Genomic DNA, 21,636 nt, shown 5'->3' with positions numbered 1-21,636 from the left:
TGCCCCGAATCGGTGTGGGTCAGCGTCGGGCGGTGCGGGTGCTGACATCCACCCACACGGCCAGGACCAAAATGCTGCCCTTGACGATCATCTGCCAATAGCTGTCGACGTCGAGCATGGACATGCCGTTGTCCAGGCTGGTGATGACCAGCGCGCCCAGCAGCGCGCCGTAGACCGTGCCCGAGCCACCGCGCATGGATGTGCCGCCGATAAAGCAGGCGGCGATAGCGTCCAGTTCGCCCATGTTGCCCGCCGAGGGCGAGCCGGCGGCAAGGCGCGCGGTGTTGACCATGCCGGCGAGGGCGCACATCACGCCCATGATGCCGAAGATCCACAGCTTCACTGCCTGTACATTGATGCCGGACAGGCGCGTGGCCTCCATGTTGCTGCCCACCGAGTAGACGCGCCTGCCGAATACGGTTTGGCTGGTCACGTAGCTGAACACCCCCAGCAGAACCAACAGCAGCAGCACCGGAACCGGGATCCCGTCGTAGCTGTTGAGCGTATATACGAACCCGGCCAGCACGGCGCCGATCAACACCACCCGCGCCACGTCCCGCGTCAGGGAATGGGCCGCGAGGCCATGCAGCGCGCGGTTGCGGCGCTGTTTCCAGGTCAGGAAAAGCGTCAGCGCGAACAACAACACGCCCAGGCCCGTGCCGACTGCGTGGGGCAGGTAACCCTGGCCGACGTAAACCAGCTCCGGCGATACCGGCGCGATGGTGGTGCCGCCAGTGATGCCCAGCAGGATTCCGCGAAACGCCAGCATGCCACCCAGGCCGACGATGAAGGAGGGGATGCGCAGGTAGGCGGTCATGTAGCCGTTGGCCAGGCCGATCATCAGCCCACACAGGGCGACCAGGCTCAGGTTCGCCAGCAGCGGGATGTGATAGACCACGTCGAGTATCGCCGCCAGACCTCCCAATAAACCGAGCAACGAGCCCACCGACAAATCGATCTCGCCACTGATGATCACCAGCACCATGCCGCAAGCCAGGATGCCGGTGATGGACATCTGCCGCAGCAGGTTGGAGAGGTTGCGCGGAGTCAGGAACCCGCCCTCGGTCTGCCAGCTGAAGAACAACCAGATGACCGCCACGGCAATCACCAGGGCGAGCATTTTGTAGCGGGTGAACACTTGTTTGACTTGGTTCATCTACGCGGACTTCCGATCATTGTTGTTATTGCTTTCGGGATGGCTGAGCGCGGCGGCAAGCACCTGTTCCTGGGTCAATTGCTGGTTGATGAAATCGCCGCGCAGTTGCCCCTCGCCGATCACCAGCACGCGGTCCGACACACCCAGCACTTCGGCCAGTTCCGAGGACACCATGATGATCGACACGCCTTCGGCCGCCAGCGCGCCCATCAGCTTGTAGATCTCGTACTTGGCGCCGACGTCCACGCCCCGGGTGGGTTCGTCGAGAATCAATACCCGGGGCTTGGTCAGGAGCATCTTCGCCAGCACGGCTTTCTGCTGGTTGCCACCGGAAAGGCTTGTGATCGGCAGGAACGGGCTCGCGGTCTTGAGGTGCATGCGCGAGATTTCCCGGTCGATGCTGCCCAGCTCGGCCTCGGCGTCGATGCGGGTCATCTTCGAGAAGTTTTCCAGGACCGCCAGGGTGATGTTCTGGCCGACGCCCAGGTCCGGGATGATGCCCTGGCGCTTGCGATCTTCAGGGACCATGCACAGGCCGGCCCGGATCGACTTGAGGGGCGTGCTGCTGTCAATGCGCTGGCCGTCCAGCCAGACTTCGCCTTCGTGACGACCGGGGTAAGCGCCAAACAACGCCGACACCAGCTCCGTGCGACCCGCACCCACCAACCCGGCGATGCCAAGGATTTCGCCGCGCTTGAGCACGAACGAAATGTCGTCGACGCGTTTGCGCCTGGGGTTGTCGACGTCGTAGCAGGTCACATGGCGTGCCTCGAAAATCACCTCGCCGATAGCGTGGGGTTCGGTGGGGTAGAGGTTACTCATCTCCCGCCCGACCATTTGCGTGATGATCTTGGGAATATCCATGTCGGCCATGGCAGTGGTGGCGATGTGTTTGCCATCGCGTATCACCGCGATGGTGTCGCACACGGCGGCCACTTCATCGAGCTTGTGGGAGATGTAGACGCACGCCACGCCCTTGGCCTTGAGGTCGCGGATGATGTCCAGCAGCACTTCGATTTCCGAGCGGGTCAGGGCCGACGAAGGCTCGTCGAGGATCAGCAGGCGGGCCTGTTTGTTCAGGGCCTTGGCGATCTCGACCAATTGCTGGTAGCCACCGCCGTACTGCGAAACCGGCAGCGAGACGTTCATGTCTGGCACCTTGAGTTCACGCATCAGGGCTTCGGCGCGGTGGATCATCGCCGGGTAATTCATGCGTCCGCCGGGCAAGGTCAGCTCGTGGCCCATGAAGATGTTTTCGGCCACCGACAGGTCGGGCACCAGGGTCAGTTCCTGGTGAATGATGACGATGCCGGCAGCTTCGGTTTCGCTGATCGATTGCGCCTTCAGCGGCTGGCCGTCCCAGAGAATCTCACCCTCCCAGGTGCCGTAGGGATAGACCGCCGATAGGACTTTCATCAAGGTGGATTTGCCGGCGCCGTTCTCGCCGCACAGGCCGACGCATTCACCCGGCCTGACCTTGATGTCGATGCCGTTCAGGGCCTTGACACCGCCGAAGGTCTTGACGATGCCGTTCATTTGCAGCAGGTATTCAGACATGGCGAGGGCTCGTAAGAAAGGGGCTCACACAACATAAAACCTGTGGGAGCGAGCCTGCTCGCGAAAGCGGTAGGTCAGCTTGCATCTGCATTCACTGTGCCGCCGCCATCGCGAGCAGGCTCGCTCCCACAAGGATTTTTGCTATCCAAAGAGCTGCGCCCGGGTCATTGCCCCGCGATCTGCGCCTTGGTGTAGAACCCGTCCTTTTCCAGTAGGTCGATGTTGTCCTTGGTCAGCGCGGTAGGCGTGAGCAGGATGGTGTCGACTTTCTTGTTGCCATTGTCGTACTGCGAGCTGTAGGTGGGTTTTTCGTTGCGCGCCAGTTGTACCGAAAGCTTGGCGGCTTCGGAGGCGATCAGCTTTAAGGGCTTGTAGACCGTCATGGTCTGGGTGCCGTCGATCACCCGCTTGACCGCCGCCAGGTCGGCGTCCTGGCCGGAGATCGGCACCTTGCCGGCCAGCTTTTGCGCGGCCAGGGCCTGGATGGCGCCGCCAGCGGTGGCGTCGTTGGAGGCGACGATGCCGTCGATTTTGTTGTTGTTCCGGGTCAGGGCGTTTTCGACGATGCTCAGGGCTTCGGTGGGGTTCCATTCCTTCACCCATTGCTGGCCGACAATCTTGATGTCGCCCTTGTCGATGGCCGGTTGCAGCACCTTCATCTGGCCTTCACGCAGGATCTTGGCGTTGTTGTCGGTAGGCGCGCCGCCGAGTAGGAAGTAGTTGCCCTTGGGCGCTGCCTTCAACACGCCGCCGGCCTGCATCTCGCCGACCTTTTCGTTATCGAAGGAAATGTAAGCGTCGATGTCGGCGTTGAGGATCAGCCGGTCATAGGACACCACCTTGATCCCGGCCTTCTTGGCTTCGGCGACGGCGTTGGTCAGCACAGTGGCATTGAACGGCACGATCACGATGACGTCGACGCCACGGGAAATCAGGTTTTCGATCTGGGAGATCTGCTTCTGCTCGTTGGCATCGGCGGACTGGACATAAACCTTGGCGTCGAGTTTTTCTGCCGCCGCGACGAAGTAGTCTCTATCGCGGGACCAGCGTTCCAGACGCAGGTCATCGATGGAGAAACCGATCTTGGGGTGGGTGGCGTCGGCCATGGCCGGGAGCGATAGCAGGGCGAGGGCGCCGGCGAGCAGGGTACGTTTGAATGTTTTCATGGTGGTGCGTCCTTTTATTGTTTTTTGAAAGACACTGCCTGACGAGAACGTGATGCCGGTAGAACTGTAGAGCGTTGCGCGGCGTTGCGGGCACAGATTTGTCGCGCGAATGTAACAGCCTCCCCGCGCCCGCAAAGTCGCCCGCCGTCAGGAGTAGATGAACCGGTTGACGACGTTTTCGAGCATTTCCTGCCGACCGCTGACCGCCTGCGGATTCAGCTCGTTGGTGAATGCATGCTCGGCCAGGGATTCGAGGCTGTAGTCCCCCGCGAGCAGCGCCTTGCCGAACGGCTGCTGCCAGCCGGCGTAGCGCTGGTCCTTGAATTTCTGCAACTGATCGTCCTGCACCATGGCGGCTGCGCGTTCCAACGAAAGGGCGAGCACGTCCATGGCCGCGACATGGCCGTAGAACAAGTCGACGTCGTCCAAGCTCTGGCGGCGTACCTTGGAATCGAAGTTGAAACCGCCGTTGCCGAAGCCTCCGGCCTTGAGGATCTCGTAGGTGGCCAGGGTCATTTCTTCGACACTGTTGGGGAACTGATCGGTGTCCCAGCCGTTCTGCGGATCGCCCCGGTTGGCGTCGATGCTGCCGAAGATCCCCAGGGAGACCGCCGTGGCGATTTCATGATGGAAACTGTGCCCGGCCAGGGTCGCATGGTTGGCCTCGATGTTGACCTTGATCTCTTTTTCCAGGCCGAACTGCTGCAGAAAGCCGAACACCGTGGCGCTGTCGTAATCGTACTGGTGCTTGGTCGGCTCCTGGGGCTTGGGCTCGATCAGCAGGTCGCCCTTGAAGCCGATCTTGTATTTATGCTCGACCACCATGCGCATGAACCGGCCCAGTTGCTCGCGTTCGCGGGCCAGGTCGGTATTGAGCAGGGTTTCGTAACCTTCGCGGCCGCCCCACAACACGTAGTTGGAGCCCTTGAGGCGCTGGGTGGCATTCATGGCGCTGAACACCTGGGCGGCGGCGCAGGCGAAGACTTGCGGGTCAGGGTTGCTGGCGGCGCCGGCGGCAAAACGCGGGTTGCTGAAGCAGTTGGCGGTGCCCCAGAGCAGCTTGATGCCGGTCTGTTCCTGGTGACGCTCGAGGTGATCGACCATTTGCGCGAAGTGGTTGCGGTATTCCTTCAGCGATTGGCCTTCCGGCGCGACATCGGTGTCGTGGAAGCAGTAGTAGTCGATGCCCAGCTTGGAGAAAAACTCGAACGCCGCCTCGGCCTTGCCGATGGCCACTTCCATCGGGTCCCCTGCGTGCTGCCATGGGCGTTTGAAGGTTCCCGCACCGAACACATCGGACCCCGGCCAGACAAAGGTGTGCCAATAGCAGACCGCCATGCGCAGGTGCTCGCGCATGGGTTTGCCGAGGATCAGTTTGTCGGCATCGTAGTGCCGGAAAGCGAGCGGCGAGTCGCTGCCCGGGCCCTCATAGCGGATCGGCTGAACATCGGGGAAGTACGACATGGACGGTTTCCTTTTTATTCTTGGCGGTGACCTGATACTAACGCCGCCCCTGGGGCCGCTGATTATGAAAATCATCAAAGGACAGTTCGATTTTGAGTATTGAGATTCGCCGTCCGCGCGCCTAGTCTCTGTCCACCGGCCCAGGGTTCTTACAATGAAAATCGTCCCGCCCGTCCACCGCATCGCCCTTTTGTTCAACGGCAGCAAGATCTACGACCGAGGCATCATCAGCGGCATCGGTAACTACCTGAGCAGTACCCGCGCGTCCTGGGATCTGTTTCTCGAGGAAGATTTCCTATGCAGGTTGAAAGGGATCGAGCGTTGGCAGGGCGACGGGATCATCGCCGACTTCGACGACCCGCTGATCGGCGAGGCGCTGGCCGGGATCAAGATGCCCGTGGTGGCGGTGGGCGGCTCGTACCAGGACGAGCGCGCCTATCCCAAGGGCATTCCCTATGTCGCCACGGACAACCATGGGCTGATCAAATTGGCTTACGAACATCTGATCGAAGCCGGACTGACGCGATTCGCCTGTTTCAGCCTGCCGGAATCCCAAGCCAATCGCTGGGCCCAGGAACGGGAGAAAGCCTTTCGCCGGTTGATGCTGCGCGATGGTCTGCACGCCGAGGTCTATCGCGGCATGGGCACCAGCGCGCCGCTCTGGGACAGCGCCGTCGAACAGCAGATCGCCTGGCTGCAAAGCCTGCCCAAACCCATCGGCATCATCGCCGTCAGCGATGCGCGAGCCCGCCAGCTGTTGCAGGCTTGCCTGACCGCCGGCATCGCTGTTCCGGAGCAGGTGGCGTTGATCGGCATCGACAACGATCCACTGACCCGCAGCCTGACCCGGGTGCCGCTGAGCTCCGTGGTGCAGGGCACCGAAACGATGGGTCGGACCGCCGCGCGGCTGCTCCACCAGATGCTGCATGGCATGCCGTCCACAGGCACGCAGGTGCTGATCCCGCCGGATGCTATCAATGTGCAGACATCCAGTTTGCACCAGCCGCTGGGCAATCCTTATGTGATGCAAGCGCTGTTGTTCATCCGCCAGTACGCATGCCAGGGCATCAAGACCGCGCAAGTGGCGGCGTATGTCGGTGTCTCGCGCTCATCCCTGGAAGCGCATTTTCGCAAGGAGCGAGGTTGCAGCGTTCATGACGAAATCCTGCGCTTCAAATTGGCCGCGGCGGCCAACGGCTTGGAAAACACCGACTCGGCGATCGCCGACATCGCCCGCAATTGCGGCTTCAAGTCGGCGCAATACCTGCACACGGTGTTTCGTCGCGAGTTCGGTTGTACGCCTCGGGAGTATCAGCAGGGCGCGAGTGTGGTGAGCGAGTAGTCCGGGCTCCTGTGGTGAGGCGTTAATCGACGGTCAGCTGCGTCGGGGGAGGTCCGTCGGTTTCATCTTGGCCGAGCGCTTATGCGAGGTCCTTCTGGGGCTTTCAACTATTGCCATCAGTAATAGTGACCATTACGAAATGCAAGTTCTGCTTTGTCGGCAATCATTGGAAAATCAGCGCCATCGAACACGCAGCCCACCACTGCAGGACTTCAATCATGCGCCCTTTATCTTTCCTTGCCCTGGCGTTTCCCCCCTTGTTGCTAGCAGGTTGCGCTTCGGCTCCGAACGATCCGGCCCTGACCTTGCAGACCAGCAAGACACCGGCCGAATACGCCGAATGCGTCGTACCGAAGCTGCAGGGCAGCGCCCTGAACCCGACGGTCTCGCAGACCCAGCGCAGCTACCGCATCGTCGTGCCGAGCAAAACTGCGGCGGACAACGTGCTCGAAGCCTACAAGGCTGGCAACGGTGGGAAGGTGTTCATTTACGACCGGCATCTGTTGGCCTCCAATCTCTTGCCTTCGAATTTTGAACGCGCCGCCCAGGAATGCATCTGACCGGCCCGTAGACGTTTTACCCGTGCTCCTTTGGTTGGCCGCAACCAACCAATTCCCTTTGCCCCGCACCGTATTCGGTCGCGGGGCTTTTTTTGTTTGGAGAGCCTTGCGTACGTGGGTGTGAGAGGATGCCGTACGCGACGTCGCCGCCTATAAAGGATCGAAATGAACCTGCCCCCTGCCCATGCCGTGCCATTCATCCTGATGCTCTCAGCCTTGTGCGTCCCGGTGCACGCCGCGACGTGGCAGATCTGCGATATGCAATTGCGGGTCACTGAGGTGGTCAAGCAGCCGTTCCCTGGTCTCCGAGCCCAGGTTCTGAAAACCAGCCCGGCCTCGCCCAAGGTGGAATGCCCAGAAGTCGGCGCAGTGATCAGCTTCATCCCGGAAACCGCTGACTATCAGTCAACGCTTGCGCGGCGAAAATGGCCCGCAAAAGGCCAGGCGATTCGGATCAGATACCGTTACCTGGACGGCATCTGCAAGGGCGACGGCAACGAGCATCCTTGTCGGATCGAGCATTATCCGTTCGTGGCCCAATGATCAGCCTCGGCCGGCGTTCGCCTCGGCTTCGATCGCAGCCATGACGCTGGGTCGCGTCTCGATCCGAGCCATATACGACGCCAGCGCCGGCCAAAGGGCTTGCGCGCTGACTGGCTGATGTCCGATGAGGTTTTTCCGGTGTGCAGTCCGAAATTGCTGGCGGGGCCCAATGCCCTGAAGGCGCCCGGCGATCTGACCCATCACACCCTGTTGCAGGTCAGTGGTATGACGCGGGACGATTGGAGCCTCTGGCTGGGGGCCGCCGGGCAACCGAGCGCCCTGGCCGAAGGCTCACGGTTGACGTTCGACCTGGCGATGATGGCCGTGCAGGCAGCCATCGACGGCTTGGGTATTTGCATCGGCCGCTCGACCTACGTCGACGACGATCTGAAGGCAGGTCGACTGGTCGCGCCATTTGCCCTGAGGTTGAAGTCCGATCTCGGTTTCTATCTGGTGACACCCGTCGAGACAGCCCACTCGAAAAAGGTCGAGGCGTTCAGGGCCTGGTTGATCGATTCGACCAGGGAGGCAAACACACCGGGTATGCGGTCGTTGGATTAAGCGTCCAGGTCACTGCGGTGGGCGTTGCGGCAACGCCGAGTGGCCGAAGGTATTGCCCATGCGAATCCGCGTGGCCGACTGGTTGTACAGACCCAGCCTGTTCGGCGCTCGCTGCTCTATCGGCACGTTCAACGCTTCCTGGTTCTTGCGCGCTGCCGGCGTACCCTTCGGGTTGGCCATCTGTTCGCTCAGGCATTCGTAGGACAGCGCCTTGTACCCGTTCACCTCGACATTGATGCATCCCTCATTCGCCGGCTCGGCGGCTTGGGCCCACAAGGGAAGGGCAGCAAGCAGCAGCGCGAATACACGACAGTCCATGGCGGAGCTCCTTTCTAACGGTAGAAGCCTGAATCTACCTCGTATTGGAGCGAGGTATGACGATGTTTTTTTTGCAGCGCTCGTCACACAAACGACATGTACACGTCTCATGATGCGCCAACGCAGGGCGTCGACACGCCGTTCGGGCCGGAAGATGTCTATGTCAAGAGAAGCGCTGAGCAGGTGCTGCCTCGCGCCCACGGTACTGTTCTTGTTGCTCCATGCATTGATGCCGCAACGCGACGCGTGGTCTGCCACGCCTGCGCCCGTCGAGGTGGACGATCGGCTGGCGCGTTTTGTCGAGTTTGCGATACCCGCCCAGGAAATGACCGTTGCCCTGGAGCTGTACAGCAGGGCCAGCGGGATGGCGATCCTGGTGGACCGTCAACTGGCACATGGGCGACGGTCGACCGCGGTGCACGGACGCTTGAATGCCCGCCAGGCGTTGGAGCAATTGCTGGCCGGTAGCGGCTTGGCGGCGCTCTACACCGGCGCAGACGCTTTCACCGTGAAAGAGGCAAAGCTGACCCTCCGCGCCGATGCGTCTTCGCGCAACGGTGGTCCTACAGTGCGCGAGGACAATTTTGCCCGTGCATTGCAGGTCGCGTTGGAGCAGGCGCTTTGCCGGTCAATGGTGACTCGCCCGGGCCATTATCGAGCAGCGTTACAGCTGTGGGTGGGGGCATCGGGCGAGGTGCGGCGCAGTCGCTTGCTGGCCTCCACCGGTGACGCCCGGCGCGATGCGGCGATTATCGAGGGGCTGGGCACATTGGACATCGGCCGGGTTCCGCCGTCCTCGTTGCCGCAGCCGGTGACGGTGCTGGTGATGCCAGGCGCCGCTTCGGCCGGCACGGAATGCAACCCATGGGAAGGAGCGGTAGAGCCATGAAGGAAAAGGAGCAGAGCACCATGCTCAAGGTGTTCCTGGCTTCCTATGATGTGTTTCGCGCACGCTTGCGTCGGCGTCTGGGCTCCGATGACCTGGCCAACGACGTACTGCACGAAACCTATCTTCGGGTAGACCGCATGGAACAGCCGGTGGATGTGCAGAAGCCCGGCGCCTACCTGTTCCGCATGGCCCTGAACATCGCGGCTGACCGTCGTGCGCAGGATGCACGCTTGCTCACCGGCACTGAAATCGAGGAACTGATGCAAACCGCCGACGAACATCAGGACCCGGCGGTGATCGTCGGTGGCCAGATTGAAATTCGCGCGCTGATGCAGGCGCTGACCGAGCTTGCGCCCCGGCGCCGGCAAATATTGATGGCGTCGCGCATGGAGCAAACACCGCATCAGGAGATCGCCCAGCGATTCGGCATCTCCACCCGGATGGTTGAGAAGGAACTCAAGGCTGCGCTGCAATACTGTGCCGATCGCCTGGAAAGAAAAGTGATTCAGCGGTTCGGTCCCGGCGCGGGAAAACAGTCTTAGGTGATAAGGCGCTTGTCGCGCATACCTTCTTGAGTCATTTCACGTTTGAAAAACATGTCTATAAGCGCATCTGAATCGGCCACTGCCACGGCTAACCAGCTCCGGGAAGAAGCGTTCCATTGGCTGGTGCGCTTGACTTCAGGGCACGCCACCCACGCCGACGCCGAGGCTTTTCGGCGCTGGAGTGCGCAAAGTTCCGAGCACGCCCGGGCCTTTTTCCTGGCCCGCCAGTTGTGGCAGGCCATGGCGCCCGCCGAGCAAAAGCTCCAGCAGGAGCAGGCGGCAGAGGTCGTCAACCACCCGCGGCGTTTCGGGCGCCGAGCGTTTCTCGGCGGCGCGATTGCCGCGTCGGTTGCGATGCTGGTCGCACGCCCGTCGCTGCTGGACGGCTGGCCCATGGGCGCGGATTTTCATACCGGTGTCGGCGAGCAACGCCGCGTCGACCTGACCCAGGGCGTGGTGCTTGAGCTCAATACCCAGACGCGCATCAGCCAGCGCAGCGAGGCCCCTGGTGACGCCGCCATCGAAGTACTGAGCGGTGAACTGGAAATCCAGGCCAGCACGGCGTTGCGTGTGCTTGCCGGCAATGGCGAGATGTTCGCCGATGGGGCGCGGTTCAATGTGCGGGCCACCGAGGGTAGCGTGTGCGTAACGTGCCTGGAGGGCCGCTTGCAACTGAAGCATCAGGGGCGGCGCGTGAGCCTGGAGCAGGGCCGACAATTGACCTATACCGCGCAGCGACAAGGCCAACCCACCCCCTTCGATACCCAGCAAGTCATGGCTTGGCGTCAACAGTTGCTGGTGTTCAACGATGCCCCCTTGGCGAGCGTGATCGATGAGATCAACCGCTACCGTCCCGGCATGATCGTACTGATGAACGCTGAGCTCGGGCGGCGCAAGGTTCAGGCGCGCTTCAGCCTGGCGCAACTGGCGAATGTCGCCGTACTGATTCGCGATGCCTACGGCGCCACCATCACCGAGCTACCGGGCGGCGTGGTGCTGGTCAGCTAGGCGTTTTCATTCCAATGGGCTGCTATTGAAGCGGTGCCAGCACCTGGCGGTAGCGCTCGGTGCCGTGTGCCGTGCGGCGGCTGAAGCTGATTTCCAGACCCGCCGGATTTTCTTCCTTGCTGCCAGTCAGATGGCTCCAGCCCCGGTCGGTGCGCCATACCCGCACATCAACGCGCTCAAGCTCACTCAACACCGCGACACGCTCCTTGGGCGCCGGTAGGGGGTAGCGTGACCGCGCGACGCCCGAGGCACGGAAAAGCGTGCCGCTTTCAATCCACCACCTCACCCGTTGCATCTTGCCGTCCTGGTCCGCCGCTGCACGTATCAATTCCAACTGCAAAGGGTCGCTGTTGCTGCTGCGAATACTGATCGCAGCGGGCACCGGGGGGCGGCTGGCCGAGGGTTCGTCGGGCGGTGGCGGCTCGGCCAGTTCAGTGGTGGCTCGCAGGGCGAAGTCACGCTGCAGCTGGTTGAATGCGCGCATCAGTTGCGCGTGCTGTTCGGCGCTGTCCTGCAAGTGGGCGTCGGCGCGGGTCACACCGTCGAGCCCGCGCCAGGCGATCAGGCTGACAATTGTCATCAGCAGGATGGCGACCATCACTTCAATCAGCGTGAAGCCGTTTTGCCGAACCATCAATGCACCTCGATGCGGCCAGCCGCGGTGCGCGTCACCGATACGCTGGCCTGGTTGCTGGACAGAATGACGTGCAGGGGCGCGGCAATCCATTCGGCATCGAGCACCAGTGTTTTGCCTGGGTGGATGCGCACCTGCACCGGTCCCGCGCTCCAGTGCCTGGGGCGCAGTTGCGGGTCGTTGATGAACTCCCGGTCCTGTGCGCCGACAGCGTCCAGCCGCACGAAACGGTAACCCTGGCTGTCCGCGACCCAGGCGATGCGACGACCGTCGCTGCGCGCTTCGGCCTGGGCGGTTTCCAGCAGCAAGGCCAGGCGCTTGGCATCTTCGCGCAGGCCACTGGCAGCGTCGGCGTGGATATTCAAGCTGATGGCGGCGCTGGCGATGCCGATGATCACCAGCACGACCATCAATTCGATCAGCGTGAAGCCGCGTTGTCGGTGTCGCCATTCATTCATGGTCTCTACGCCTTTCGCTGGGGTGAATTTGCAATAAAACCGTGAGAAAGCGCTGGTAGCCTGAAGCACTGGACGTCACGGAGGATTCGCTCATGCGCCATTTCCATCGCCTTGATCCGGCCACGCTGGTCCAGGCTGTCGCCGTGTTGGCCAGCGTGGCGGGGCTTGTCACCTGGGGCTTCTTGCTCAACGATTCGGCGCCCGTGCAAGCCCAGGCCAATAGCGAACCCTTGCCGCCCTTGGCAGCCACTGGCCAAGCCGCGGCGCAATGGTTCGCCAGTTCCCCGCACAACCTGGAGATCAAGCTCAGCGGCCTACTGGCCGGACCCCATGGCGCGGTGGCGATTCTCAGCATCGAGGACTCGCCGCCGCGGGCTTTTCGTGCGGGTGAGCCATTGGGCGAAGGCGTGCGCCTGAGAGGAATCGAGGCTGATGCCGTGGTCATCGAGCGGGCCGGCGTTGAGTCTCGCCTGTCGATGGCTCGTTTGCCGGTGCCGGTGGCGCTGCCGTCGTTGCGCTGATTCATGGCGGGGTGACAGGGCGGCTGAGCAGCGTTTCCAGGCGCGCCAGCGGCGGTCCGTCATGTTCACGTTCATGCACCAGCACTTTCACTCTCAGCAGGTCGCCACTGCGGGTTACCTGCTGCTCGCAGCTGAGTTTCAAGCGTCCTTGATCACAGCGTTGCATGGCGCTGCCCTTATCTGTGGTCCCGCGCAGACGCACTTCTGCCAGGCTGTTCTGGGCCGCCAACAGCGCCATCGAGCGATCCCGCAACAGCGCGTTGCTCTGGCTCATCTGTGCACTGGCGCGAACGGCCGCTGACATCGCCACCGCCACGATCAGCAGCGCCACCAATACTTCGATCAGGGTAAAGCCGCGTTGCCGGGGTACCTGTCGGGTCATGGCAATGAGCATCGTCGGGGAAATGTGCTTCAGCCTAATGGCCGCGTTTGACGGATTGCTGACCAAAGCTCCTGAGGATTTTTTATACCAGTGACATATGCCGCTGGAACAATCCGCAGCGAATGGAAACCTCAACCAGCGCCAGAATGCGGCGCCAGCCAAGGAGTGTCGAGATGGGTGTCGCATCGTCTGGCCGTCCCACACGTGGCCCTCGCCGGCAGCGAGGTTTTACCCTGATCGAGATCATGGTCGTGGTGGTCATTCTCGGCATTCTTGCCGCCATGGTCGTGCCGAAGGTGCTTGACCGCCCGGACCAGGCCAGGGCCACGGCGGCCCGCCAGGATGTTGCGGGCCTGATGCAGGCACTCAAGCTGTTCCGTCTCGACCAGGGTCGCTACCCGACCATGAATGAAGGGCTAAAGGCCCTGGCGGAAAAACCCGCCAACGCCACCAGCGGCAATTGGCGCGCGTATCTGGAACGGCTGCCCAAGGACCCTTGGGGCCGCGCCTACAACTACCTCAACCCGGGCACCAACGGTGAGGTCGATGTGTTTTCCCTCGGCGCCGATGGGCAGCCCGACGGCGAAGGTGTCAACGCTGATATCGGCTCCTGGCAGCTCTAGTCGTGAATCGCTCAGCCCAGCGTGGCATGGCGGTGATCAGCGCCTTGCTGGTGGCGACCGTGGTCGCGGTGATCGCCGCCGGCATGATCGCCCGACAGGTCCAGGTGACTCGCGGCGTGGAAAGCGAAAGCCAGCGGGTGCGGGGCGCCTGGCTGTCCAATGGCGTATTGGAATGGACCCGCCAGGCGCTCTGGCAGCAACGCCTGCGCGAGCCCATGACGCGTTTGGACCAGGCGTGGGCGCAGCCCTTGCGTGGGGTGCGCCTGGGCACTGAAAGCGGGGTGTTCGACGGCCATATCAGCGATGAGCAAAGCAAGTTCAACCTGCGCAACCTGATCCTCGACGGCCAACTCGACACACTGGAAGTCGCCGTATTCGAACGCCTGTGCGCCGAGCTGGGCGTGCCCGTGGCCCAGGGCAACCGTATCGTCCAACGCGTGGTAGAGGCCTACCCCAAGCGCCTGCGTCCACCGCCACCAGTCTCCAGCGCGGCACCCGGGTTCGATAGCGGTCGCCTGACATCGCCGGACGCCGAAAGCCAGCCGCTGCCCGCCACCCGGCCGATGTTGCGCGGTCTCGATGACCTGGCCGGCCTGCCCGGGATCGACCTCGCGGCCCTTGAGCGCCTGCGCCCCTATGTCACGGTGCTGCCGGCGCTCACTTGGGTGAACGGCAATACCACCACGGCCCAGGTCTTGGCCGCACGAGTGCCCGGTATGAGCGTGGCCCAGGCACAGGCGGTGATTGCCGAGCGTGACCGTGGCCAGTGGTTCATCAACAGCGGGGATTTCCTCAACCGCTTGCGCGTGCCGCAGATGAGCACCGAGCAGCTGCGCCTGGGCATTACCAGCGAGTGGTTTCTATTGCGGGGACAGGCCACGGTCGAACAACGCCGCTTCGGTGTCGAAGCATTGTTTTATCGCAGCGAGCAGCGCAGGCCCCAGGTGGTCTGGTCGCGGGTGGGCGCATGAGCACCTTGCTGCGCATAGCGCTGGCGCCGTTGGCACAGTTGACCGCCGACAGCCCGTTGGACTTCGCCTGGCTCGATCGCAAGGGTGCGCTGGTCGAGCAGGGGCGGCGACCCCTGCGGGAGCTGAGCGGCGCGGCCCAAGGCAAAGCCCTGGAGCTCTGCTTGCATCCTCAAGACACGTTGCTCGCCTGCGTCGAGTTGCCGCCACTGCCACCGGCGCGCCTTGGCGATGCCGTGCGCTGTGCGGCAGACAACCTTCTGCTGGGCTGCGACGATACCGTGCACCTGGTGCACGGGCCTCGTGATGCGGGCGGCCAGGTTCAACTGGCCTGGTTCGAGCGCGCGGCGCTTTCGCGTCTTTCGCAACTGCTGCAGGGGCTCAGGTTGCAACCGCGTGGCGTGTACGCGGCGCCTTGTTTTCTGCCGCTGGCTGAGCCGGGCACATGCACGGCGGCAAGCGTGGAAGGTCATTTGCTGGTCCGTGAGGATCGCCAACGCGCATGGGTGCATCCGATGATGCAAGAAGGCGCCGAACAGTTGCGCGAAAGGACGGTGCGTTGGATCGGCGAGGGTGCGCAATCCGTCGATCCATGGCCGGACGAGCAACGCTGGATCGGTCCCGTCCCGGCGTGGAACTTACTGAGCGGGATCGAACAAAGCGTCCGGGGCAATCAGCGCTGGGGCCGCGCGGTCGGCTGTTGCGCGATGGCGGCGTTGATCTGGACCCTGGGCCTCAACCTGTACGCGATGCGGTTGGCCGGCGAGGGCCAGGCAATCAAGGGGCAGATGAGCAGCCGGGTCCAGCAGGCTTTTCCTGAACTGCCGGTGATTCTCAATCCCTTGCAGCAGGCTCGCCAGCAACGCGATGCCCGGCGCAATGGCGCGCTGGCGGAGGGTCCGGTCAGCTTCGCTGCCCTGGTGCAGCAGGCGGCTGGGCAGTTGCCGTTCATGGCGGGCGCGGTCGACAGACTCGACTTCGATGGCAGCGAATTGCACCTGACCCCCCGCACGCCTGCCCGCAAGCCACCCGCCGATAGCAACTGGCAAACCAGCCTGGCGCAAGCGGGCATCGTGGCCGATCTCGCCAATGGGCGATGGACGCTGAAGCGTTTGCCAGCGCACGCCGCGGCAGCGCCCGTTGCGGGAGGCGCGGATGAATAGCCTTGCCCGTTACCGCGCCCGCTGGCAGGCGCAGCGAGCCAGCGCTCAGCAGTTCTGGCAACGCAGCAGTGCCCGGGATAAACGCATCCTGCGGATCGCCGCGCTGGTGTTGCCCGTGGTGCTGCTGTGGTACGGCCTGATCCAGCCGCCACTGCAACGCATCGACCATTGGCAAGCCGAACTGCCGCGCCTGCGCTCCCAGGCGGCGGCCCTGGAGGGAGTGCTGGCCGAGGTTCAGGATGCCGGCGTGGTGTCCGGCGCGGTCACGCCACAGCTTGTGAAAGCGCGTTTGGATGACATCGGTCTGGCCGGCGCCTACGACCTGGAGCACCGCGTCGAGGCCGGCGCCGTGACCTGGCGGCTGACCCTCGACGACGCGCCCGCCGATGCCTTGTTGAACTGGTTACTGGACGACGCACCCAGGCTCGGCCTGCAGGTGCGCGACGCTCATTTGCAACGGGCAACCTCGCAAAGCACTGAGACGGCCGCGCGGATTTCCGGGGTCGTTGGCATGGAACAGGCGCCCGGCGCTAAGGAATCCTCATGAAGCGGTTTGGTCTGTATGCGTCAACAATTCCCTTGGCGCTGTTGCTCAGTGCCTGTAGTCAATTGGGCAGCGAGCAGGCGCAGCCCATTCCCGCTCAAAGTGAGCTGGGCCAGCCGCTGGCACAGACCGGCAGCGGTGACGCGTTGGCGGAGCGCCAGCGCGTGCAGGCACAGGCAGAGCAGCGACGCCAGGTCACGCGCAAGGCCCCGTCGCGCTCAAGCCTTCGGCCGCCCGCCGATAATGCCGGCCCGACCGGCAACGGGCTGGGCAACCAACCGGTGCAACTGAATTTCGTCGAGGCGGATATACCCGCCGTGGTGCGTGCGCTGTCACGCGCCACCGGTCGCCAGTTCCTGGTGGACCCACGTGTCAAAGGCCAACTGACCCTGGTGTCCGAAGGCGAAGTGCCGGCCCGCACGGCCTATGACATGCTGCTCGCGGCCCTGCGCATGCAGGGTTTTGCCGTGGTCGAAGTGCAAGGCGTCAGCCAGGTGGTACCGGAAGCCGACGCCAAGTTGTTGGGCGGACCGGTGGGGGACGCCGATCGTGCGGCAGGCAACGGCATGATCACCCGGACCTTTCGCTTGCAATACGAAAACGCCGTCAACCTGATTCCGGCACTGCGGCCCATCATATCGGCCAACAATCCCATCAATGCCTACCCTGGCAATAACACGGTGGTGGTCACCGACTATGCGGAAAACCTCGATCGGGTGGCGCAGATCATCGCCAACGTCGACATACCCGGCGCCATCGACACGGATGTAGTCCCCGTGCAGAACGGCATTGCCGTCGACATTGCGACGATGGTGTCGGAGTTGCTCGACGTGCAGGGCGCCGATGCGACGCAAAAGGTGTCGGTGATTGGCGACCCTCGATCCAACAGCATCATCCTGCGCACCGGCAGCCCCGAACGCACCGAGCTGGCCAGGCAACTGATCTACAAGCTCGACAATGCCCAGAACAACCCGAGCAATCTCCACGTGGTGTACCTGCGCAACGCCCAGGCCAATAAGCTGGCGCAAGCTTTGCGCGGCTTGCTCACGGGTGAAGGGGAAATGGCCGGTGCGTCCACCGACAGCGCACGGAGCCTGTTGAACGGCGGTGGCCTGGGTGGCCCGGCGGGCAGCAGTACGACCAGCAACGGCAGTCATTCGTCGAGTACTACCGGCAGCAGTTCGCAAGCCAACAATGGGCAGAATGCAGGCCTGCAAATGTCGAGCGGCCAGGGCAGCCATCAGGCAGGCGAAGGCGCAGTGGCGTTTTCCGCCAACGGCGTCACCGTGCAGGCCGATACCACCACCAACACGCTGCTGATTTCCGCGCCCGACCCGCTGTATCGAAACCTGCGTGAAGTCATCGATCTGCTCGACCAGCGCCGCGCTCAGGTGGTGATCGAAAGCCTGATCGTCGAGGTCAGCGAAGACGATGCGAGTGCGTTCGGCATTCAGTGGCAAGCCGGCAACCTGGCGGGCAACGGCTGGATCGGTGGCGCCAACCTGGGCGGTGCCGGCATCAATACCTCGGCCAAGAACAGCATTGATGCGTTGCCCGGTGGCTTGAGCATTGGCAAGGTCTCGGGCACGGTGAATATTCCCGGCATCGGCCAGGTGCTGGATCTGAAAGTGTTGGCCCGCGCCCTGAAAAGCAAGGGCGGAACCAATGTGTTGTCCACGCCCAACCTGCTGACGCTGGACAACGAAGCGGCGAGCATTTTCGTGGGCCAGACCATCCCCTTCGTCACCGGCAACTACGTGACCAACGGCGGCGGCAACAGCAACAACCCGTTCCAGACAATCGAGCGGGAGGAAGTGGGGCTGCGCCTGAATGTACGCCCGCAGATTTCCGAGGGTGGCACGGTCAAGCTGGACATCTACCAGGAAGTCAGCAGCGTGGACCCGCGCGCCTCCAGCGACGCCGGCACGGTGACCAACAAGCGCGCCATCGACACCAGCATCCTGCTCGACGACGGACAAATCATGGTGTTGGGCGGCCTGCTGCAAGACGGTTTTACCGAAAGCAGCGACGCGATTCCGGGGCTGGGCAGCATCCCGGGCATTGGCGCGCTGTTTCGCAGCGACAGTCGTTCGCGGACCAAGACCAACCTGATGGTCTTCCTGCGTCCCTACATCATTCGCGACAGTAACGTCGGCCGCAGCATTACCCTCAATCGCTACGATTTTATTCGTCGTGCCCAAGGCAATCTGCAGCCAGCGCACAAATGGCCGCTCACGGATATGCAGGCGCCGCAGTTGCCGCCGGCCGCCCAGGCGATGCCGCTCAATCCGCCGCCACGCCAGCCGATACCGCTCAATCAGCCACCCCGAGCGATGCGCGCCGTGCCGCTGGAACCGGACAAGCAGCCATGAGCCCCTCTCTGCAAACCGGTGCGGGCGCGTTGCCCTATGCATGGGCCAAGGCCCAGCGGCTCCTCCTCAAGGCAGGTGAGGAGGGCAACGTGTTGCTGGTCAGTGCCGCGACGCCGGGCTGGGCCATCAACGAGGTACGCCGGCGTTATGGCCCCACTGCGTTGCAACGGATACGCGACGAAGAGTTCGAAGCGCTGTTGACCAGCGCTTATGCCGACACCGGCAGCGCCGCGGCGATCGTCGGCGCGGCGGAAAACGAAGTCGACCTTGATCGCCTCATGCAGGACATCCCGGAAGTTACCGACTTGCTGGACAGTGAGGGTGGCGCGCCAGTCATCCGCATGATCAACGCATTGCTGACCCAGGCCGCGCGGGATGAGGCCAGCGATATTCATATCGAACCGTTTGAAAGCCATTCCGTGGTGCGTTATCGCGTCGACGGAGCCCTGCGCGATGTGGTCGCGCCGCGCAAGGCCCTGCACGCGGCGCTGGTGTCGCGGATCAAGATCATGGCGCAGTTGGACATCGCCGAAAAGCGCTTGCCCCAGGACGGCCGCATCGCCCTGCGTGTTGCCGGACGGCCCATTGATGTGCGGGTGTCCACCGTGCCCACCGGCCACGGCGAGCGGGTGGTGATGCGCCTGCTGGACAAACAGGCCGGGCGCCTGCAATTGGAAACCCTGGGCATGGCACCCGCGGTGCTGAGCCAACTGGATCAACTGATCCGCCAACCCCACGGCATCGTGCTGGTCACCGGCCCCACCGGCAGCGGCAAGACCACCACGCTGTATGCCGCCCTGGCCCGCCTGGATGCGAGCACCAGCAATATCCTGACGGTGGAAGACCCGGTGGAATACGACCTGCCGGGCATCAGCCAGATCCAGGTCAACACGCGGATCGACATGAGCTTCGGCCTGGCGCTGCGGGCGATCCTGCGCCAGGACCCGGACGTGATCATGATCGGTGAAATCCGCGATCAGGAGACCGCGCAGATCGCCGTCCAGGCGTCGCTGACGGGCCACCTGGTGTTGGCGACCCTGCACACCAACGACGCGGTGTCGGCGGTGACGCGGCTGACCGACATCGGGGTCGAGCCGTTCCTGTTGGCGTCGTCATTGCTCGGCGTCCTGGCGCAACGCCTGGTGCGTCGCCTGTGTCCGGAGTGCAAGCAACCTGACGAAGCCGCGCCGGGCCAATGGCGTCCCCATGGCTGCCCGCGCTGCAACCACACCGGCTACAGCGGGCGTACCGGCATCCACGAACTCTTCGTGGTAGACGACGAGGTGCGGCGCTTGATCCATCAGGGTGAAGGCGAGCAGGCGTTGCGCACCTGTGCGCGACAGGCCGGCATGTTGAGCATGCGCGAGGACGGCGAGCGATGGGTGAGCAGTGGTTCCACCGCCCGCGAAGAAATCCTGCGCGTGACCCGGGACGCCTGATGAACCGCTATCGTTTCGAGGCCGCCGATGCCTCGGGGAACATCGAGCACGGCGTGCTGGAGGCCGACAACCAGCGCAGTGCAATGAGTGAACTGCGCGGCCGTGGGCTGACGCCGTTGCGCATCGACGAGCAGTTGCAAGTCGGCAGCTCGGGTGCCTCGGGCCTGTTCAGCCCGAAATTGTCGGACAGCGACCTGGCCTGGGCTACCCGTCAATTGGCGAGCCTGTTGGGCGCCAGTCTGCCGCTGGAAGCGGCCCTGTCGGCCACCGTCGACCAGGCCGAGAAACGCCACATCGCCGACACCCTCGGCGCGGTGCGCGGCGATGTGCGCAACGGCATGCGCCTGGCCGATGCGCTGGCCGCGCGACCACGGGATTTTCCCGAGATCTACCGGGCGATGATCGCAGCGGGGGAGGAGTCTGGTGATCTCGCCCAGGTGATGGAGCGTCTGGCCGACTACATCGAAGAGCGCAACAACCTGCGGGGCAAGATCCTCACGGCCTTCATCTACCCAGCGGTGGTGGGCGTGGTGTCCATCGTCATCGTCATTTTCCTGCTGGGTTTCGTGGTGCCGCAGGTGGTCAGCGCTTTTTCCCAGGCGCGCCAGGACCTGCCAACCCTGACCCGAGTGATGCTGCAGGCCAGCGATTTCCTGCGCGCCTGGGGCTGGGCCTGTTTCGCCGGGCTGGCCGGTTGCTGGTGGGGATGGCGCCGCTATTTGCGTAACGCCGAGGCACGCCTGGCCTGGCATAGCCGGGTGTTGCGGCTGCCGCTGATCGGCCGCTTCGTGCTCGGGGTGAACACGGCGCGTTTCGCCTCGACCTTGGCGATTCTCGGCAGCGCCGGCGTGCCGCTGTTGCGCGCCCTGGACGCCGCTGGGCAAACGCTGGCCAACGATCGCCTGGCTCATTGCGTTGCTGATGCGACGCTGCGGGTACGCGAAGGCGTCGGCCTTGCCAATGCGCTGCGAGTCGGCAAGGTGTTCCCGCCGATCCTGATCCATCTGATCGCCAGTGGCGAAAAAACCGGTAATTTGCCGCCCATGCTCGAACGCGCCGCGCAAACCCTGTCCCGCGACATCGAACGGCGGGCCATGGGCATGACGGCGCTGTTGGAGCCGCTGATGATTGTGATCATGGGAGGCGTCGTGCTGACCATCGTCATGGCTGTGTTGCTGCCGATCATCGAGATCAATCAGCTGGTGCAATGAAACCTGCGTAATCCCACACCAGAGCGCCACTCGGGTTCATCGGTGCGACATGTACGGCGCGCCAAGCTACGGCGCACGGGGCAGGGCATACAATGGGGATTTAGCTCATGCTGCGAAAGCTGGGCGAAATGTCAGTAAGGTGTCGGTAACTCCCGAGAATATTTAGGAAAAACAACACCGAACACCCGAGATTTTTTCCTTTCTCTGTCACC

The 21,636-nt window shown here is 63.2% G+C and carries 22 protein-coding genes and 1 pseudogene; 15 read left to right on the top strand and 8 right to left on the bottom strand.

Translation table 11 applies throughout. The features are described 5' to 3' along the window. Positions 1-19: 19 nt before the first annotated feature. The 4 genes from J3P81_RS13740 to xylA form a co-directional block, all read right to left on the bottom strand. On the bottom strand, positions 20-1,156 hold the full coding sequence (locus J3P81_RS13740) for a sugar ABC transporter permease (protein WP_420763736.1): 1,137 nt from the start codon (positions 1,154-1,156) through the stop codon (positions 20-22). Then, positions 1,157-2,713, bottom strand: coding sequence for a D-xylose ABC transporter ATP-binding protein (gene xylG / locus J3P81_RS13735; RefSeq protein WP_420763737.1), 1,557 nt, complete (start codon positions 2,711-2,713; stop codon positions 1,157-1,159). A gap of 164 nt (positions 2,714-2,877) precedes the next feature. Then, entirely contained in the window at positions 2,878-3,879 is a 1,002-nt protein-coding gene (xylF, locus tag J3P81_RS13730) for a D-xylose ABC transporter substrate-binding protein (protein ID WP_305494967.1), read from the bottom strand. Positions 3,880-4,026: 147 nt separating this feature from the next. Beyond that, complete coding sequence (xylA, locus tag J3P81_RS13725; RefSeq protein WP_434559145.1) at positions 4,027-5,343, bottom strand: xylose isomerase; 1,317 nt, start codon at positions 5,341-5,343, stop codon at positions 4,027-4,029. A gap of 154 nt (positions 5,344-5,497) precedes the next feature. On the opposite strand from xylA, the gene J3P81_RS13720 reads away from it, so the two are divergent. From J3P81_RS13720 to J3P81_RS13705, 4 genes and pseudogenes are all read left to right on the top strand, one after another. Further along, positions 5,498-6,685: a XylR family transcriptional regulator gene (locus J3P81_RS13720; protein WP_420763739.1), complete on the top strand. Its 1,188-nt coding sequence runs from the start codon at positions 5,498-5,500 to the stop codon at positions 6,683-6,685. A gap of 218 nt (positions 6,686-6,903) precedes the next feature. Beyond that, positions 6,904-7,245 (top strand): hypothetical protein, encoded by a 342-nt coding sequence (locus J3P81_RS13715; RefSeq protein WP_434559143.1) that lies wholly within the window; start codon positions 6,904-6,906, stop codon positions 7,243-7,245. 165 nt (positions 7,246-7,410) lie between these two features. Continuing rightward, positions 7,411-7,788: a hypothetical protein gene (locus J3P81_RS13710; protein ID WP_434559141.1), complete on the top strand. Its 378-nt coding sequence runs from the start codon at positions 7,411-7,413 to the stop codon at positions 7,786-7,788. 93 nt (positions 7,789-7,881) lie between these two features. Then, positions 7,882-8,349, top strand: a pseudogene (locus J3P81_RS13705) (LysR substrate-binding domain-containing protein); the annotation flags it as partial. 9 nt (positions 8,350-8,358) lie between these two features. Here J3P81_RS13705 and J3P81_RS13700 read toward each other — a convergent pair. Beyond that, a complete protein-coding gene (locus J3P81_RS13700; protein ID WP_434559139.1) occupies positions 8,359-8,667 on the bottom strand; it encodes a hypothetical protein in 309 nt (102 codons plus the stop codon). Between the two features lie 160 nt (positions 8,668-8,827). Here J3P81_RS13700 and J3P81_RS13695 point away from each other — a divergent pair, with 160 nt between their 5' ends. From J3P81_RS13695 to J3P81_RS13685, 3 genes are read left to right on the top strand one after another with little or no spacing between them, the layout of a single operon-like run. Continuing rightward, positions 8,828-9,556, top strand: coding sequence for an STN domain-containing protein (locus J3P81_RS13695; protein WP_434559137.1), 729 nt, complete (start codon positions 8,828-8,830; stop codon positions 9,554-9,556). Beyond that, positions 9,553-10,098 carry an RNA polymerase sigma factor gene (locus J3P81_RS13690; RefSeq protein ID WP_420763744.1) on the top strand — a complete coding sequence of 182 codons (546 nt, stop codon included), beginning with the start codon at positions 9,553-9,555 and terminating at the stop codon, positions 10,096-10,098. Before J3P81_RS13695 ends, J3P81_RS13690 begins: the two co-directional genes overlap by 4 nt. Before the next feature lie 54 nt (positions 10,099-10,152). Further along, the gene (locus tag J3P81_RS13685) at positions 10,153-11,109 is read left to right on the top strand and encodes a FecR family protein (protein ID WP_434559135.1); all 957 of its coding nucleotides are present in this window, start codon (positions 10,153-10,155) and stop codon (positions 11,107-11,109) included. Positions 11,110-11,131: 22 nt separating this feature from the next. Here J3P81_RS13685 and J3P81_RS13680 read toward each other — a convergent pair whose 3' ends face one another. Beyond that, positions 11,132-11,743, bottom strand: coding sequence for a prepilin-type N-terminal cleavage/methylation domain-containing protein (locus J3P81_RS13680; protein WP_434559133.1), 612 nt, complete (start codon positions 11,741-11,743; stop codon positions 11,132-11,134). Further along, positions 11,743-12,201: a type II secretion system minor pseudopilin GspH gene (gspH, locus tag J3P81_RS13675; protein ID WP_434559131.1), complete on the bottom strand. Its 459-nt coding sequence runs from the start codon at positions 12,199-12,201 to the stop codon at positions 11,743-11,745. Before gspH ends, J3P81_RS13680 begins: the two co-directional genes overlap by 1 nt. A gap of 92 nt (positions 12,202-12,293) precedes the next feature. On the opposite strand from gspH, the gene J3P81_RS13670 reads away from it, so the two are divergent. Continuing rightward, positions 12,294-12,722 (top strand): type II secretion system protein N, encoded by a 429-nt coding sequence (locus tag J3P81_RS13670; protein WP_420763748.1) that lies wholly within the window; start codon positions 12,294-12,296, stop codon positions 12,720-12,722. 1 nt (position 12,723) lies between these two features. Here J3P81_RS13670 and gspI read toward each other — a convergent pair whose 3' ends face one another. After that, complete coding sequence (gspI, locus tag J3P81_RS13665) at positions 12,724-13,104, bottom strand: type II secretion system minor pseudopilin GspI (protein ID WP_420763749.1); 381 nt, start codon at positions 13,102-13,104, stop codon at positions 12,724-12,726. 173 nt (positions 13,105-13,277) lie between these two features. Between gspI and gspG the strand changes: the two genes are divergently transcribed. From gspG to gspF, 7 genes are read left to right on the top strand one after another with little or no spacing between them, the layout of a single operon-like run. After that, a complete protein-coding gene (gspG, locus tag J3P81_RS13660; protein ID WP_249874554.1) occupies positions 13,278-13,727 on the top strand; it encodes a type II secretion system major pseudopilin GspG in 450 nt (149 codons plus the stop codon). Continuing rightward, entirely contained in the window at positions 13,715-14,698 is a 984-nt protein-coding gene (gene gspK / locus J3P81_RS13655; RefSeq protein WP_434564111.1) for a type II secretion system minor pseudopilin GspK, read from the top strand. The genes gspG and gspK overlap by 13 nt, the downstream gene beginning before the upstream one ends. Further along, positions 14,695-15,858: a type II secretion system protein GspL gene (gene gspL / locus J3P81_RS13650; RefSeq protein WP_434559129.1), complete on the top strand. Its 1,164-nt coding sequence runs from the start codon at positions 14,695-14,697 to the stop codon at positions 15,856-15,858. The genes gspK and gspL overlap by 4 nt, the downstream gene beginning before the upstream one ends. Beyond that, entirely contained in the window at positions 15,851-16,405 is a 555-nt protein-coding gene (gene gspM, locus J3P81_RS13645) for a type II secretion system protein GspM (RefSeq protein ID WP_420763752.1), read from the top strand. The genes gspL and gspM overlap by 8 nt, the downstream gene beginning before the upstream one ends. Next, the gene (gene gspD / locus J3P81_RS13640) at positions 16,402-18,774 is read left to right on the top strand and encodes a type II secretion system secretin GspD (protein WP_434559127.1); all 2,373 of its coding nucleotides are present in this window, start codon (positions 16,402-16,404) and stop codon (positions 18,772-18,774) included. Before gspM ends, gspD begins: the two co-directional genes overlap by 4 nt. Further along, positions 18,771-20,213 (top strand): type II secretion system ATPase GspE, encoded by a 1,443-nt coding sequence (gene gspE / locus J3P81_RS13635; protein ID WP_434559125.1) that lies wholly within the window; start codon positions 18,771-18,773, stop codon positions 20,211-20,213. The genes gspD and gspE overlap by 4 nt, the downstream gene beginning before the upstream one ends. Further along, positions 20,213-21,424, top strand: coding sequence for a type II secretion system inner membrane protein GspF (gene gspF, locus J3P81_RS13630; protein WP_434559123.1), 1,212 nt, complete (start codon positions 20,213-20,215; stop codon positions 21,422-21,424). The genes gspE and gspF overlap by 1 nt, the downstream gene beginning before the upstream one ends. The last annotated feature ends 212 nt before the right edge of the window (positions 21,425-21,636 follow it).

Source organism: Pseudomonas sp. R1-6, from assembly GCF_051132115.1.
Taxonomy (GTDB): Bacteria; Pseudomonadota; Gammaproteobacteria; order Pseudomonadales; family Pseudomonadaceae; genus Aquipseudomonas.
This window is presented reverse-complemented; position numbering and strand designations above follow the sequence as displayed.

Bases quoted from the DNA above. Each gene is read 5' to 3' on its own strand.
- J3P81_RS13740 (WP_420763736.1), bottom strand. From the start codon at position 1,156: ATGAACCAAGTCAAACAAGTGTTCACCCGCTACAAAATGCTCGCCCTG.
- xylG (WP_420763737.1), bottom strand. From the start codon at position 2,713: ATGTCTGAATACCTGCTGCAAATGAACGGCATCGTCAAGACCTTCGGC.
- xylF (WP_305494967.1), bottom strand. From the start codon at position 3,879: ATGAAAACATTCAAACGTACCCTGCTCGCCGGCGCCCTCGCCCTGCTA.
- xylA (WP_434559145.1), bottom strand. From the start codon at position 5,343: ATGTCGTACTTCCCCGATGTTCAGCCGATCCGCTATGAGGGCCCGGGC.
- J3P81_RS13720 (WP_420763739.1), top strand. From the start codon at position 5,498: ATGAAAATCGTCCCGCCCGTCCACCGCATCGCCCTTTTGTTCAACGGC.
- J3P81_RS13715 (WP_434559143.1), top strand. From the start codon at position 6,904: ATGCGCCCTTTATCTTTCCTTGCCCTGGCGTTTCCCCCCTTGTTGCTA.
- J3P81_RS13710 (WP_434559141.1), top strand. From the start codon at position 7,411: ATGAACCTGCCCCCTGCCCATGCCGTGCCATTCATCCTGATGCTCTCA.
- J3P81_RS13700 (WP_434559139.1), bottom strand. From the start codon at position 8,667: ATGGACTGTCGTGTATTCGCGCTGCTGCTTGCTGCCCTTCCCTTGTGG.
- J3P81_RS13695 (WP_434559137.1), top strand. From the start codon at position 8,828: ATGTCAAGAGAAGCGCTGAGCAGGTGCTGCCTCGCGCCCACGGTACTG.
- J3P81_RS13690 (WP_420763744.1), top strand. From the start codon at position 9,553: ATGAAGGAAAAGGAGCAGAGCACCATGCTCAAGGTGTTCCTGGCTTCC.
- J3P81_RS13685 (WP_434559135.1), top strand. From the start codon at position 10,153: ATGTCTATAAGCGCATCTGAATCGGCCACTGCCACGGCTAACCAGCTC.
- J3P81_RS13680 (WP_434559133.1), bottom strand. From the start codon at position 11,743: ATGGTTCGGCAAAACGGCTTCACGCTGATTGAAGTGATGGTCGCCATC.
- gspH (WP_434559131.1), bottom strand. From the start codon at position 12,201: ATGAATGAATGGCGACACCGACAACGCGGCTTCACGCTGATCGAATTG.
- J3P81_RS13670 (WP_420763748.1), top strand. From the start codon at position 12,294: ATGCGCCATTTCCATCGCCTTGATCCGGCCACGCTGGTCCAGGCTGTC.
- gspI (WP_420763749.1), bottom strand. From the start codon at position 13,104: ATGACCCGACAGGTACCCCGGCAACGCGGCTTTACCCTGATCGAAGTA.
- gspG (WP_249874554.1), top strand. From the start codon at position 13,278: ATGGGTGTCGCATCGTCTGGCCGTCCCACACGTGGCCCTCGCCGGCAG.
- gspL (WP_434559129.1), top strand. From the start codon at position 14,695: ATGAGCACCTTGCTGCGCATAGCGCTGGCGCCGTTGGCACAGTTGACC.
- gspM (WP_420763752.1), top strand. From the start codon at position 15,851: ATGAATAGCCTTGCCCGTTACCGCGCCCGCTGGCAGGCGCAGCGAGCC.
- gspD (WP_434559127.1), top strand. From the start codon at position 16,402: ATGAAGCGGTTTGGTCTGTATGCGTCAACAATTCCCTTGGCGCTGTTG.
- gspE (WP_434559125.1), top strand. From the start codon at position 18,771: ATGAGCCCCTCTCTGCAAACCGGTGCGGGCGCGTTGCCCTATGCATGG.
- gspF (WP_434559123.1), top strand. From the start codon at position 20,213: ATGAACCGCTATCGTTTCGAGGCCGCCGATGCCTCGGGGAACATCGAG.